Annotated in this window: 16 protein-coding genes; 9 read left to right on the top strand and 7 right to left on the bottom strand. The window is 56.7% G+C overall.

Annotated features, from left to right (window positions below):
- Positions 1-69: 69 nt before the first annotated feature.
- The 7 genes from OEL83_07460 to OEL83_07430 all read left to right on the top strand — a co-directional run bounded on the left by OEL83_07460 (position 70) and on the right by OEL83_07430 (position 5,563).
- A complete protein-coding gene (locus tag OEL83_07460; protein MDK9706875.1) occupies positions 70-468 on the top strand; it encodes a response regulator in 399 nt (132 codons plus the stop codon).
- Positions 469-503: 35 nt separating this feature from the next.
- Positions 504-911, top strand: a complete 408-nt coding sequence (locus OEL83_07455; GenBank protein MDK9706874.1) for a hypothetical protein — start codon at positions 504-506, stop codon at positions 909-911.
- A gap of 22 nt (positions 912-933) precedes the next feature.
- Positions 934-2,628, top strand: a complete 1,695-nt coding sequence (locus OEL83_07450; protein ID MDK9706873.1) for a response regulator — start codon at positions 934-936, stop codon at positions 2,626-2,628.
- A gap of 166 nt (positions 2,629-2,794) precedes the next feature.
- On the top strand, positions 2,795-3,832 hold the full coding sequence (locus OEL83_07445) for a 3-oxoacyl-ACP synthase III (protein ID MDK9706872.1): 1,038 nt from the start codon (positions 2,795-2,797) through the stop codon (positions 3,830-3,832).
- Positions 3,832-4,398 carry an AmmeMemoRadiSam system protein A gene (gene amrA, locus OEL83_07440; protein MDK9706871.1) on the top strand — a complete coding sequence of 189 codons (567 nt, stop codon included), beginning with the start codon at positions 3,832-3,834 and terminating at the stop codon, positions 4,396-4,398. Before OEL83_07445 ends, amrA begins: the two co-directional genes overlap by 1 nt.
- Positions 4,395-5,018, top strand: a complete 624-nt coding sequence (locus tag OEL83_07435; GenBank protein ID MDK9706870.1) for a hypothetical protein — start codon at positions 4,395-4,397, stop codon at positions 5,016-5,018. Before amrA ends, OEL83_07435 begins: the two co-directional genes overlap by 4 nt.
- Before the next feature lie 23 nt (positions 5,019-5,041).
- Positions 5,042-5,563: a PaaI family thioesterase gene (locus OEL83_07430; GenBank protein MDK9706869.1), complete on the top strand. Its 522-nt coding sequence runs from the start codon at positions 5,042-5,044 to the stop codon at positions 5,561-5,563.
- A 45-nt stretch (positions 5,564-5,608) separates the two neighbouring features.
- Here OEL83_07430 and ychF read toward each other — a convergent pair whose 3' ends face one another.
- Positions 5,609-6,679, bottom strand: coding sequence for a redox-regulated ATPase YchF (gene ychF, locus OEL83_07425; GenBank protein ID MDK9706868.1), 1,071 nt, complete (start codon positions 6,677-6,679; stop codon positions 5,609-5,611).
- A 269-nt stretch (positions 6,680-6,948) separates the two neighbouring features.
- Here ychF and tsaA point away from each other — a divergent pair, with 269 nt between their 5' ends.
- Entirely contained in the window at positions 6,949-7,683 is a 735-nt protein-coding gene (gene tsaA / locus OEL83_07420) for a tRNA (N6-threonylcarbamoyladenosine(37)-N6)-methyltransferase TrmO (protein MDK9706867.1), read from the top strand.
- Here the strand turns inward: tsaA and lptC are convergent.
- From lptC to OEL83_07390, 6 genes are all read right to left on the bottom strand, one after another.
- A complete protein-coding gene (gene lptC, locus OEL83_07415) occupies positions 7,670-8,251 on the bottom strand; it encodes an LPS export ABC transporter periplasmic protein LptC (GenBank protein MDK9706866.1) in 582 nt (193 codons plus the stop codon). The two genes, tsaA and lptC, sit on opposite strands and share 14 nt — an antisense overlap.
- Positions 8,248-8,886, bottom strand: coding sequence for an HAD hydrolase family protein (locus OEL83_07410; protein ID MDK9706865.1), 639 nt, complete (start codon positions 8,884-8,886; stop codon positions 8,248-8,250). The genes lptC and OEL83_07410 overlap by 4 nt, the downstream gene beginning before the upstream one ends.
- Positions 8,887-8,888: 2 nt before the next feature.
- Positions 8,889-9,725, bottom strand: a complete 837-nt coding sequence (gene kdsA / locus OEL83_07405; protein MDK9706864.1) for a 3-deoxy-8-phosphooctulonate synthase — start codon at positions 9,723-9,725, stop codon at positions 8,889-8,891.
- A 4-nt stretch (positions 9,726-9,729) separates the two neighbouring features.
- Positions 9,730-11,388: a CTP synthase gene (locus OEL83_07400; protein ID MDK9706863.1), complete on the bottom strand. Its 1,659-nt coding sequence runs from the start codon at positions 11,386-11,388 to the stop codon at positions 9,730-9,732.
- A gap of 147 nt (positions 11,389-11,535) precedes the next feature.
- Positions 11,536-12,249, bottom strand: a complete 714-nt coding sequence (locus OEL83_07395; protein MDK9706862.1) for a YkgJ family cysteine cluster protein — start codon at positions 12,247-12,249, stop codon at positions 11,536-11,538.
- 6 nt (positions 12,250-12,255) lie between these two features.
- Positions 12,256-12,714 carry a DedA family protein gene (locus OEL83_07390; GenBank protein ID MDK9706861.1) on the bottom strand — a complete coding sequence of 153 codons (459 nt, stop codon included), beginning with the start codon at positions 12,712-12,714 and terminating at the stop codon, positions 12,256-12,258.
- 228 nt (positions 12,715-12,942) lie between these two features.
- On the opposite strand from OEL83_07390, the gene OEL83_07385 reads away from it, so the two are divergent.
- Positions 12,943-14,160, top strand: a complete 1,218-nt coding sequence (locus OEL83_07385; GenBank protein ID MDK9706860.1) for a lytic murein transglycosylase — start codon at positions 12,943-12,945, stop codon at positions 14,158-14,160.
- The last annotated feature ends 57 nt before the right edge of the window (positions 14,161-14,217 follow it).

The raw sequence follows: 14,217 nt of genomic DNA, 5'->3' as shown, positions 1-14,217 counted from the left end.
GTTTTGCCTACACGCTACAGATTGCACGGGTATTACTGCAGCGAGCCTTGGCCGCAAAGGGGAGCAACTATGAAGACATTGATCGTCGAGGATGATTTTCTGTCGAGATCCCTTCTCTCGACACTGCTTTCGGAATATGGAATATGTCACGTGGCAGTCAATGGCAGGGAAGCCCTCGACGCCATCGAACGGGCATTCGAAGGCAACGATCCCTACGACCTCATCTGTCTGGATATCATGATGCCGGTAATGAACGGCCAGGAGGCCTTGCTCGAACTGCGGAAGATCGAGGCGGAACGTGGCATCCGTGGTCTTGACACCACCAAGGTTATTATGATCACGGCCATTGACGATTCGAAAAACATCATGAAGGCCTTTCGCCAAGGACAGTGTGAGGCCTACCTCACCAAGCCCCTGGATCGAACGAAACTGATCAGCCATATTCGCGACCTCGGATTGATCACCTGATTTCTTTTCTATCATGCCCTCTTTCCGGACCAGCCATGGCACAACAACCTACTGATCAGCAACATGCCCCGCCACCCGTTACCATGGCAAAGCTGCGCCGGCATTTTCGTGACCAGTACCTGCTCACCGACCCGCAGGTCGAGCTTATGCTGACCAGTTCCTCGAAATCACTGGAACAGAGCTTGGAAAATCTTGCCGAGGGAATCGCAGCAAAAGACATGGCGGTTGACCATTTGAAGGCCGTCTATCACGGATTGAAAGGGGTACTTCTCAATATGGGCGAATCGGAATGGGCAGACTACACCAGAGCAATTGAACAGAAAATTCTTGCCGGCGAGCCGCTGGATCATCGCCGTATAGAACAAATTTTACGTGATGGAATGGTTGAAGTTCTTACCTACTGCGGAAAACCGGACGCCGGCCCGCTAAAAGGTGCATCCTGAAAGGTCAAAGGGGGGCAGTGACGTGACGGAGATTGAGAGGCTGCAGCAACAAGTTGAGGAATTGAAAGCAAAACTTGCCAAGCAGATACGGACAACCGAGGTCCTGAAAAAACGGGCAGTGCAGGCAATCATCAACGGCAAACATGCCGAGCAGGAGGCGGCCGAGCACCGTTCCAGCGAAACGGATATCATCCAGGCCGAGGTTGCCAGCCGGGTCAAGAGTGTCTTTCTGGAAAATGTCAGCCACGAGATCCGTTCGTCAATGAACGGCATTATCGGCATGACCAATCTCGTTCTTGACACCGAGCTTTCCGCCGACCAGCGGCTGTATCTGGAAATGGTCAATTCATCCGTTGACCGGCTGCTGGTGGTAGTCAACGAGGTCCTTGATTTCTCCCGGATTGAAGCCGGTGAGCTGGTCATCGAACCGGAAGATTTCTGTCTCAAGGAAAGCCTTGACCACGATCTCTACCTGTTAAACCTTGCCGCCCGCAAAAAAGACATTGCCCTTACCTGCAATATTGACCCGGATGTCCCCGCCTATGTACATGGCGATCCGGCCCGCCTGGTGCAGATTCTCACCAATCTCGTGCACAACGGCATCAAGTATACCGATCGGGGCTCTGTTGCTATCAAGATTGAAAACTGTGGCTATGACAGCGCCGGCACCCTCCAGCTGCGCTTTGTCGTTAAAGACACCGGCTGCGGTATCACCCCGGAAAAACTCGATCTGATCAGTCATTATTTTAAGCGAAAGGCCGTTCCCATTGTTTCCCTGCCTTTATCGGTCGGGACTACCGGCCTCGGTCTGACAATATCTTCGCAGCTGGTCAAATTGATGGGCGGCGAAATAACCGTTGAAAGTGGCAAGGACGGATCGACCTTTTCTTTTATCCTGCCCTTCAAAGAGGTCGCTGATATTGCCAGTCTTGAGGAAAAGACCACCTCGGCCATGGAAAACATTGTCGAAAATTCCACCTATGCCCTCAAGGGCGCCAAGGTTTTACTGGCCGAAGACGAGCATATCAACAGGACCTTGATCGAGACGATCCTCAAACAGCTCGGCATCCATGTCACCGCCGTTGACACCGGCGAAGCGGCGGTGAAAGAGGCCTGCGGCGGTGGATACCAGCTAGTTCTTATGGATGTGCAAATGGATGGAATGGATGGTCTGGAAGCCACCCGCGCCATCAGAAGATATGAGAAGGAAAAAGGCGGCCACCTCGATATCATCGCTCTTACCGCCCAGGCCATGCCGGGTGACCGGGAAAAATGCCTGCAGGCCGGAATGGACGATTATCTGGCCAAGCCCCTCGATAAAGGACAGCTGATCGACATCCTGGCGAAGTATCTCACCAACCGGGCGCTGGTCGTCGCTGGTGACCCGGCCGACGAAAGCACCCTTGTCAGCACCCTCGTTGAGGCCGGCTGGCAGGTGAGCCTTGCCGACACCAAGAGATCGGCAATGTACGAGGCATCCCTTTCCCATTTTGATCTGATTGTCCTCGATGTTTCAGCCCCACACCTGGAGGGCCTGCGGGTGGCAAAACTGCTCCGACAGCTGGAGGAATATTCCGGGCAATGTGCGACGATTCTCGCGGTGGGCGAGGGGGAAAGGCTGGATGGCCTGGAGAACTGCGGCTTCGATGGAACCATCGAGCAGCCGGTTACCAAAGGCAAGATACACAAACACCTCGAAACTTTGGCAGTTGCTTGATATATACCGCAAGGACATAGGTTTCGTTTGAGCAGACAAGCTGCGCAACGCAGCTATAGCTTTTAAAATATAAACGCATGGTCAATACGCGGTAACGAATTGACCTCTTGAAGTCAACCCTTGCTCTGCAAAGAAAAGACTTGGGGTAAGGCGGTTTTCATCAGTTATGATTCAATATTCACGGGTTTGTCTCGACACCATAGGCTACCAGCTTCCTCCGCGGATAATCACCTCGGAACAGATTGAGGAAAGGCTGGCGGCCCTGTACCAGAGGTTGCATCTGCCCCAGGGCAGACTGGAGTTAATGAGCGGCATACGGGAGCGGCGGCTCTGGCCTGCCGGTACACGGCCAAGTGAGGCGGCAAGCCTTGCCGGCAAACGGGTGCTTGACCAGGCCGGCCTTGATCCGCAGGCGATCGAATGCCTGATTTTTACCTCAGTTTCCCGCGACATGATGGAGCCGGCGACGGCCTCCTTCGTCCATGACAGGCTCGGGCTCTCACCCTCCGCCCTGATCTTCGATATCTCCAATGCCTGCCTCGGTTTTCTCGACGGCATGGTGATGCTTGCCAATATGATCGAACTCGGCCAGGTGGCCAACGGACTGGTGGTCTCCGGCGAGACCGCCGAGGACCTGCTGGAATCGACCCTGCAGGTGTTGGAGAAAGACATAGCGGTGACGCGCAAGGGCATTAAACCGGCCTTTGCCTCGCTGACCATCGGTTCCGGGTCTGTGGCCCTGTATATGCGGCGAACCCAGGCTGCTGAAACCCGGCCGCGCCTGGTGCACGGGGCCTGGCGGGCAAACACGGAGCATTCCGATCTTTGCCATGGCGGCCAGCAAGGGCAAAACACTGTCCTCATGGCCACCAATTCCGAGGAACTGTTGCACCGGGGCGTGGAAACCGCTCTCGCCACCTGGCAGCAATTTTCCCAAAAGGCCGGTTGGCGGGCTGAGGATATCAACAGATTTTTCTGCCACCAGGTTGGTTCGGCACACGCCAAACTGCTCTTTGAAAAACTCGATTTACCGCCGGGGAAAAACTTTGAAACCCTGCAGATTCTCGGCAATGTCGGATCGGTTTCGGCACCGATCACCATGGCCATGGCCATCGAGCAGGGACTCTTCCATAGCGGCCAGAAGGGCGCCCTGCTCGGGATCGGCAGCGGCATTAACTGTATGATGCTGGGGGTGGAATGGTGATGCATCAATTGACCGAAGAACAGGGCCGTTCGTTACTGGCTCTCGCGAGAAAAACCCTGGAACATCAGCTGACCGGCGGCGAAGCGCCGCCACAGCCCACCGATCCCGCCCTGCTTGCCTCGGCTGCAACCTTTGTCACACTGAAGCTTTCCGGCAGACTGCGGGGCTGCATCGGCAACCTTCAACCGGTCGGTACCCTTTGGCAAGGGATTCGCGACAACGCCATCAACGCCGCCTGCCATGACCACCGCTTTTCACCGCTTACAGCGGCCGAACTTGCCAAGGTACACATCGATATCTCCGTCCTTTCGGCGCCGGAGCCCCTCGAATACAGCGACTCCTCCGACCTCATCCGCAAGTTGTCTCCGGGGATCGACGGGGTCATTATCCGCGACGGCCGACGCAGTGCGACCTTTCTGCCCCAGGTGTGGCAGCAGTTGCCCATTCCCGAACAGTTTTTGGGCCATCTCTGCCAAAAGGCCGGCCTGTCTGAGCGGGCCTGGCGGGATACAAAACTTGAAGTACAGATCTACCATGTGCAATGTTTTGCCGAGGAAGTGGCATGAAAGAGGTGCTATTGTCGGAATTCCTCAGCAAACGGCTTGAGGAGATCTACCGGAAACTCCAGGAGGAATACCAGAGGGTGGCAGGGGAACTTGATTTTTCCTGCGACGGCTGTCCGGACAACTGCTGCGATTCGTACTTCCTGCACCACACCTATGCCGAATGGGCCTATCTGTGGCAAGGGTTCCGCCTGCTGCCCGAGGCCCGGCGGGAGGAGTTGCTCGCCCGGTCACGGGACTGGCTGGGCCAGTGCGACAAGGCCCTGGCCAGTGACCAGCGACCGCAGGTCATGTGCCCGCTTAACGAGGCCGGTCGCTGCGTTCTCTACCAGCACCGCCTGCTGGTCTGCCGAACCCATGGGGTGCCGGCGACCCTGGTCCGCCCGGATGGCCAGGAGCTGCGTTTTCCCGGCTGTTTCCGCTGCCAGGAGATCGTTGCCGCAAGATTTCCGGAAGCGGAACCGCCCCACGTTGCCCGGACACCGCTGCTGCAGCAATTGGCAGCCCTGGAAAATCAGCTCCTTGAAGGCAAGCGCCACCTGCTGCCCAAGGTCAGGATAACTATCGCCGCAATGCTGGTCGATGGCCCTCCGACACTGCCCACTCCCCATTGCCAAAGATAACATCTACGATCTGCGAGACAACCATGCGTTTAAAAGTCATTAAAAAGCAGCCAAATGCCAAAATGTGCTTTGTCTGCGGAGTGCAGAATAGTTTTGGTTTAAAGAGCCGGTTTTACGAACTGGAAGACGGCCAGCTTATGGCCATTTTCCGGCCCGATGACCGGCACCAGGGATATCCGGGCCGCCTGCACGGCGGCATCGCCGCAACCATCCTCGATGAAACCATCGGCCGGGCCATTATGTTCCGCCACTCCGACAATATCTGGGGGGTAACCGTCGATTTCTCCATGAAACTGCGCAAACCGGTACCGCTTGACGGAGAGATCAGGGTCCTGGCTCGAATCGTAGAGGAGGGCAAACGCTCTTTTCAAGGAGAGGGAGAGATCCTCCTCGCCGACGGCCAGGTGGCGGTCGAGGGCAAGGGGAAATATCTAAAAATGGACATCGACAAGATTGCCGACTTTGACCATGAGGGCGATGAATGGCGGGTCATCGCCGAAGCCAATGACCCGCAGTTCTTTGATCTGGCCGAACCGCCCCGATAGTTTTTCTTGCGGGGGCGGTGCCGGCCGAGCCCGACCGCGATTGCGTCACACCTTGAAACGGATGTTGAGGATATCGCCGTCGCCGACGATGTAGTCTTTCCCCTGCAGATACATCTTTCCGGCCTTTTTCAGCTCGGCCTCGCTGCCGTGTTCGATCAGTTCATCGTACTTCATCACCTCGGCGCGGATGAAGCCGCGCTGCAGATCGGAGTGAATGACCCCGGCAGCGACAGGTGCCGGGGAGGCCTTGCGCACCAGCCATTGCCTGACCTCGTCCTTGCCGACGGTAAAAAACGAGATAAGACCAAGTGACTTAAGGCATAATTTAGTCATGGTCCCCAAGGCCGGCTCGACTATACCGAGGTCACGCAGGAACTCCGCCTTCTCCTCTTCCGTGTCGAGAAGAACGATCTCCGATTCGACCTGGGCCGAGACCAGCATTGCCTCCATTTTCGCGGCCTGACACCTCCCCGCCATCTTTTCAAGCAGGTCGTTATTGCCCAGCTGATCCTCCCCGACATTGAAGACGAGGATCAGCTCCTTGCGAGTGATAAGCGGATAGCTGCGGACCAGGAACTCCTCTTCCTCATTCAGCTCCATGAGGCGCAGCGGCTTTTCCTCCTCCAGGTGTCCCTGCATCCGCCGCATCAACTCCAGTTCCTTCTGCTGCTTTTCATCCTTGATCTTTTTCAGCGCCAGTTCAATCCGTTCGATGCGCTTTTCCACAAAGATCTGGTCGTGCATGAGCAGCTCGCCGTTGACCATCTCCGCATCCCTGATCGGATCGACGGAGCCCTCGGAATGGTAAATGGCCTCATCGGCAAAGGCGCGAACGACATGGCAAAGGGCATCCACATCGGCAATTTCCTTGAAGATGTCCCCCTTGGCGATGTTCTCCTGCTCCATCTTCGGCAACAGCACCAGATCAACCCTCGCCCGGACATTCTTGTGCGGCTGGTACATGGCCACCAATTTATCAAAACGCGGGTCAAGTATCTCGGCAGTGCCCGGCACCGGCTTGACCGGTCCGGCCTGTTCACGCAGCTGATTGCCAGTCAGGATCTGAAAAAGGGTCTTCTTGCCGGTCTGGGGTAAGCCTATGATTCCTACTTTCATTGTTCCTTTCTACCTCTTTATGGGGAAATCCCGGCAGCGGCCATCCTGCCGTCCGGTGATGATGGGTAAACCTTGTTTGCCAGACTGATACCACAGGACAGCCGTTTCCGGCAAGTTAATAGCACTGCGCCGTTCCGCTCAAGGATGCACGTCATTGTGCCATGACCCCTTGGTTTGTGGTATATGAAGAGTGACTACGGCCTGTATTTTCCATCTCAATCAAGCAGGCGAGCACTACCCTGAACAGCTGAAAAAGGAGTCAAGATCCCGTGGGCCAGGAACCAAGTACCCTCCCCCTTCCGATACGGATTGAGCCGATTGGCATCATCCATTCCTGCTTTACCGAGAAGTTTGGTATCCCCCGGCAACCGGGGATGGTCCCGGCGGCAACGGCGCGGCTTGAGCTCCTGCCCCCCTATAACCGGGAAGAGATGGTTCGGGGACTCGAGCAGTTTTCCCATATCTGGGTACACTTTCTTTTCCATCAGACCCTTGCCGAAGGCTGGAAGCCGACGGTTCGTCCGCCCTGGCTCGGCGGCAAAAAAAGGGTCGGCATCTTTGCCAGTCGCAGCCCGCACCGGCCCAATCACTTAGGCCTGTCGGCGGTCAGGCTGGTCGCTATTGCCAGGGAAAAGGGCAGGCTGTTTCTCGATCTTTCCGGCGTAGATTTCCTCGATGGTACGCCGGTTGTCGACATTAAACCCTATATTCCGTACAGTGATTGTCTGAGCTCAGCCTCCTGCGGCTACGCCCACGGCGAGCAGCCGACGGTGACGATCACTTTCAGCACGGAGGCCAGCGCCTTCTGTGCCGCCTATGGCAGGGAAACCGGCAGGGACATCCTGCAGCTTATCCGGGAGATGATCGGCCATGACCCCCGTCCGGCCAGTCAGAAGAAGACCCGCAGCCGGTTCGGCATGCTGCTCTGGGATGTCAATGTCCGCTGGTGTCTCGGCGAGGATGGGGCTCTGGTGGAGGAATGCGCACGAATTAAGGCGAGATGAAACCTTGTATCAGACACTTCACTTTATTGCCGACAACATAGGTTTGGGTGTTGATGTCGTAATCGAGACTGCCGCCGACGATCTCGGCACTTTCGCTTTTCATCGTGGTCTTGCCCGGCGAGTTGACCGTGCGTTTGTCGCTGTCGTAGTAGAGCAGGTCGGTATAGAGGAACTGCTTGTCCTCTGTTTTATTGACCACCACATCCTTGGCCAGGGTGAGCATCTTATTGACCATATTATATTCCCCGCTTTGCGAGGCGATCTCGGTGACCCGGCCGTTGTCGTCAAAAACCTCCGCCTTGACCTTGTCGAGAATGACCACCTCCAGATCGTCTTCCTTGGTTCGGGCGTTTGCCGCCTGGATCACCGCGGTATCTTTGCCTTTTTGGTTTTGCAGGATGGTCACCGTCTGCATGGTGAAATTGTGATGCTCATCACTTTCCTTGTTGATGTTCGGATCAAATCCGCCGCGGGGAGTGAGAAAGTCGCCGACGGGGCCGCTCCACAGGGGAAAGGTCACTAAAAAGGCCAGCGGCACCAGCCAGATGGTATTGCGGTGATATTTCATCGGCTTCGGTACTTTTGCAGGAGTTCCGCCAAAAGATTCTTGGCTTCGAGGATGAGGTCACAGGCCTCGCGCACCGCGCCCGCCCCACCCGGCCGCTCACAGATAAAATGGGCAACCTCCTTCACCTCGCGAACGCCATTGGCCGGGACAATGGCCAATCCGGCCTGCTGGAGAAGAACCAGATCGAGCCAGTCATCGCCCATATAGGCGATCTCGAAAGGGCGGAGCCCGGAGGCCTTCATAATCTCCTTAAAGGCCTCGCCCTTGTTCGGCATCCCCTGATAGATGTAGCGCATCTTCAATTCACCGGCCCGTCTGGCAACCACCTCGGACTGCCGAGCGGTAATTACCCCGACGTCGATGCCCCCCTCGCGGAGGAGACGGATGCCGAAACCGTCCTGGGTGTTGAAGGACTTGCTTTCTTCGCCGCTATTGCTGTAGAGCAGGCTGCCGTTGGTGAGCACACCGTCGACATCAAGAAGAAGAAGGCGGATATCTTTAGCCTTGGCCAGGGCACGGAGACGCTGGGGATCACTGTCCCGGCGGGCCTTGTCTCTTGCGATGGCCCGGTAGCCTTCCATGACCTCACAGTCGGAGGGATAGCCAGCACTGGTTGACGAACACTGGTCGGCCATGATCAGCTGACCGCGTCCCGCACCCGGAGGATTTGCCGGAGAAGTGCCTCAACCTCATGGAGGGGGATGGAGTTGGGGCCGTCACAGAGGGCCTTATCCGGGTCCGGATGAATCTCAAGAAACAGGCCGTCAACGCCCACGGCAACCGCAGCGCGCGCCAAGGGGCCGATAAACTCTCTCTGGCCGCCTGAACTGCCACCGGCACCGCCGGGAAGCTGCACCGAGTGGGTGGCGTCAAAGATCACCGGGCAGCCGAAAGAGCGCATGACCGGCAGGGAGCGCATGTCGACGACCAGGTTATTGTAGCCAAAGCTGGCACCGCGTTCGACCAGCATGACCTTGCTGCCGCCGGCACCGCGAATCTTGGTCACGGCATTTTCCATGTCCCAGGGAGAGACGAACTGGCCCTTTTTGACATTTACCGGCTTGCCGGTTTTGGCAGCGGCAGTCAGGAGGTCGGTCTGCCGGCAGAGAAAGGCCGGGATCTGCAGGATATCAAGGGTCTCGGCCGCTGCAGCAACCTGGGTTATGTCGTGGATGTCGGAGATGACCGGAACCTGGAATTCCCGGCGGATCTTAGCAAGGGTCGCCAGACCATCGACCAGGCCGGGCCCGCGGTAGGAACTCAGCGAGGTTCGGTTGGCCTTGTCAAAAGATGCCTTAAAGACGTAGGAAATCCCCAGTCGGCCGCAGATTTCCTGCATAGTTCCGGCAACGACCCTCGCCAGCTCCTCTGATTCGAGGGCGCAGGGGCCACCGATGAGCAACAGGGGCTGACCGGAGCCGACAATCAGCGGCGTACCATTCGGGGTGTCAATGGCAACGGCAATCGCAACCATTTGCCTAGCCCCTCTGTTTTTGGACAAGGGCGGCACTGATGAAATCCCGGAACAGCGGGTGCGGTTTCATCGGTTTCGACTTGAACTCCGGATGGAATTGGCAGCCGAGGAACCACGGATGGTCGGTGATCTCAACGATCTCAACGAGATTATTGTCAGGTGATGTCCCGGAGATGGTCAACCCGCCTTTCTCCAGGGCCGGCCGGTAGTCGTTGTTGAATTCGAAACGGTGGCGATGCCGTTCGGAGATCTCCCCTACGCCGTAGGCGCGGAAGGCATTGGAATCCTCTTTGAGGACGCAGGGATAGGCGCCCAGCCTGAGCGTGCCGCCGAGATCCGACTCCTTGTCGCGAATCTGCATCTTGTTGGCCCGGTAGTCGAACCACTCCTTGATCAGATAGATAACCGGATCGGGGGTAAACTCATCGAGTTCGGTGGAATTGGCCCTGGGCAGTTCGAGGACGTCCCGGGCAAATTCGACAACCGCCAGCTGCATACCGAGGCAGATACCGAAAAACGGCACCTTATTCTTCCTGGCGTAATTGATTGCCTTGATTTTCCCCTCAACCCCGCGTTTGCCAAAGCCGCCAGGCACCAGGATACCGTCGCAGCCCTCGAGGAGGCTGGCAACATTCTTCGACTCCAGGTCTTCAGCGCTGATATATTCGAGGCGCACCTTGGTGCCGTTGGCCAAGCCGCCGTGTACCAGGGCCTCGTGCAGGCTCTTATAGGATTCGGTCAGATCGACGTATTTACCGGTGATGGCAATGGTGACCTCGTTTTTGGGATTGCGGATGGTATGCACCAGATCTTCCCAGGGTTTGATGTTCGGTGCACCGGTCCAGATATTGAGGAGTTCGAGAATTTTAGTATCCAGACCCTCGTTATGGAGATGCAGGGGCAATTCGTAGATGGTCGCCACATCAATGGCGGTGATGACCGCATCCTGGGCAACATTACAAAACAGGCTGATCTTACTTTTCAAACCGTTGTCGAGCGGCACCTCGGTGCGGCAGACGAGGATATCCGGCTGGATGCCGTCGGCCCGCAGCTCGCGCACCGAATGCTGGGTCGGTTTGGTCTTCACCTCACCAGCGGTCTTGATATAGGGCACGAGGGTCAGGTGGATAAAGAGGGTGTACTCCCGGCCCAGGTCGCCGCGCAGTTGGCGGATTGCCTCGATAAACGGCAGTCCTTCAATATCGCCCACGGTACCGCCGATCTCGATGATCGCCACATCGGCGCTGCCGTCGAGCTGGAGGATGGCGTTCTTGATCTCATCGGTGATATGCGGGATGACCTGCACCGTGCCACCGAGATATTCGCCGCGCCTTTCCTTGGTTATGACTGAGTAGTAGATGCGTCCCGAGGTGTAGTTGTTCTTCTGGGCCATGATCGCCGAGGTAAAACGCTCGTAGTGGCCCATGTCAAGATCGGTCTCGGCACCGTCATCGGTGACATACACCTCCCCATGCTGGAAGGGGTTCATGGTGCCGGGATCAACATTGATATAGGGATCAAGCTTTTGGAAGGTCACGGTGAGTCCGCGGCTTTCGAGAAGCGCTCCGATCGCTGCTGAGGCCAACCCTTTTCCGAGCGAGGAGAGTACACCGCCGGTGACAAAAATAAACTTGGTTCGTTTGGTATTATTTGATTTTTTCATGGCCTGCACTATAGCAATCCGGCCTGTTTTTTGAAACAGAAAACTTCGCGGCGGCGAGAAAAACAGCGGAGATTCTGGGATATTTCACAACACAATAATGGAGCGGCAAATAGCCCGCCGCAACCGGCCTCTGAGCCGCAAAAGGAATTACTTACCGTTGAGGATATCCTCCAGCCGGCGGCCATCCACCTGGCAGGAAAAAATGTCCTCGAGAAGTTGGGTTATCTTGCCGTCACCTTCCTCGGAAAGGAGAAAGCCGGGCAAGGGTTTGGCGGTGAGGGTGCGCAGCCGGGCCGCTACCACCAGGTTTTGCCCAAGACGGTCGCCGATCTCTCGAAACAGGCTGATATCGAGAAGGGCCGGTAGAACATCGAGCATATTTCCCCAATATTCCTTCTGGCCGACATGTTCGACGAGCTGCGTCACCGCCGTAGCCGCCTCAAAATAGGCATCGGGAACCAAGGCCGTTTGCCAGGCCGAGCAGCGCTTCATCGAGGCGAAGACCCGGCAGCTAAAGGGCCGGACCGGATAGATCCGGCAGAGATTTTCCTCAAGGAAGGGACAAGGAGCGGTATTGCCGTGGTCACCAGGATCAACTTCCTGGCCTTCCAGACAGGCCGCGGCGAATTCGTTGGTAGTCATCGTCGCCGGGCGGTGGCTGATTGGCCGGGCGAGCCTTTCGATAAGCCAGTCAGCCAGATTCTCGGCGACGATATAGCGAAGGATTTCTTCACCCTCATTGGCAGTGATGGTGACATTTTGGGTACAGCAAGCGCTGCACCCCGGACCGCAGACGACCGGAAGGTCCCTGCTCCAGTCGCCGAAGATCGCATACATAGGGTGAAGGATAGCCGATTTCATAGGGTGTTATTCTCCTGCCCCCGCCAAGGTCAGCCAGGCGACGGCGGCATATCGTGAAAATTTGCCAACAAAAACCAAGAGTGCAAAGTGGCCAAAGCGGGTCTTAAAGAGGCCGGCCAGCAGACACAGAGGGTCACCGATCACCGGCAGCCAGCTGAGCAGCAGCGACCATATCCCGTATCTTCCATAGATCTCTTTCGGCCTGGCCAACTGCTTATCGCTGATGCGCAGGACCTTACCCATAACAAAATCAACCCCGTAAAAGCCGATGAGGTAGGTGGTATAGGCACCAAGAAAATTGCCGATACTTGCAGTCAAAACCACAGGAGCCGGCGAAGTTCCCTCGACGATCAACAGAACCAGCAGCCACTCCGAGCCAATCGGCAGGACCGTCGACGCAAGAAAACTCAGCAAAAAAAGTGCAGGAAGGCCCGGCGCCCCGGTGATCGTAGAGAGAAGATCCATGGTGGCAGGAAACTATTCGAAAAGTCCCGGTTTTGCAATTACCAATCCTCAACCGAAAGGACAGATAAAGGTGGAATATCGCATCAAGCACTCCGCCCGGGGCTATTTGGCTGGGAAAAATTCACCAACTCTGCTAAAGAGATGGCAGGCAAGTCCCAACACCGGTGGCAATAATAGCCACAGAGCGATTGCTGAAAAAATTTAACCGTAAGATGAGGATGACTGAAGATGGTACTTCGCAAAATACTGATAGTGTTTGTCGCCTTGATTGTAATGTTTGGTTTCTCGGGCACCGCGCCGGCATCCGCCGCCGATGCCGGTTTCAAGCAATGGCTGAATGACTTCCGCCTGGCCGCGGAAAAAGAGGGCATCCGCCGCAACACCTTGGATTTCGCCTTCACCGGTGTTGACGAGCCTGAAGAGGTAGTGCTGGAACGGGCAAAATTTCAGCCGGAGTTTACCACCGAGATCTGGGATTATCTTGACGCTCGGGTCAACCCTTTGGCAATTGACAAGGGCCGGAAGATGGCCCAGGTCAATGCCGCAACCCTCACCGCCGTCGAGCAAAAATTCGCCGTTGACCAATCAGTGCTTCTGGCAATCTGGTCGCTGGAGTCGAATTACGGGGCGATCCTCGAGCAGCCTGAACGCCTGTTTTATGTGCCTTTAGCCCTTGCCACCCTTGGCTACGGCGACCCGAAAAGAAGCAAATTTGCCCGGACACAACTGACCGCCGCCCTGAAAATCCTCCAGACCGGGGAGATCGGCCGGGCCCACCTCATGGGTTCCTGGGCCGGGGCCATGGGCCACACCCAATTTATCCCCACCAGCTATCTGGCCTACGCCGTCGATATGGACGGCAACGGACGCCGTGATATCTGGAACTCCGTTCCCGACGCCCTTGCCACCGCAGCCAACCTCCTCAAGTCAAATGGCTGGCAGAAAGGCAGACCCTGGGGCTATGAGGTGGCGATGCCGGCGGGTGGTGAAAAATTACGGGAAGAAAGCAAGACGCTCAGCGAATGGGCCAAGCTTGGCTTTAAGCGTGCCGACGGCGGAAGTATCGCAAAGTCGGAAGAAAAGGCCATGTTGAAGCTTCCGGCCGGGCCGGGAGGGCCGGTGTTCCTGATGTTGAACAACTTCTCCGTCATCAAACGCTACAACAATTCTGACTCCTACGCCTTGGCCGTCGGCATCCTGGCGGACCGACTTGCCGGAAGCGGCGGCCTCCTAGTCAAGGCCTGGCCACGGCCGGCCGGTTCACTTAACGCCGAGGAAAAGCTTGAATTGCAGCAGCGGCTGCTGCAGCGCGGCCTGTACATCGGCAATGTCGACGGACAGCTTGGCCCGGCGACCGAAAAGGCGATCAAAAGCTTCCAGGAACAGGCCGGAATCACCCCGGATGGACTGCCATCGCAAAGTCTGCTGCGAACATTGCGGCGATAGCATCGGCACCGGGAGTCCCGCCAGACCTCTGCTACTTTGTCGCACCAGGAATGCGCA

The sequence above is a fragment of the Desulforhopalus sp. genome (assembly GCA_030247675.1).
GTDB lineage: Bacteria > Desulfobacterota > Desulfobulbia > Desulfobulbales > Desulfocapsaceae > Desulforhopalus_A.
This window is presented reverse-complemented; position numbering and strand designations above follow the sequence as displayed.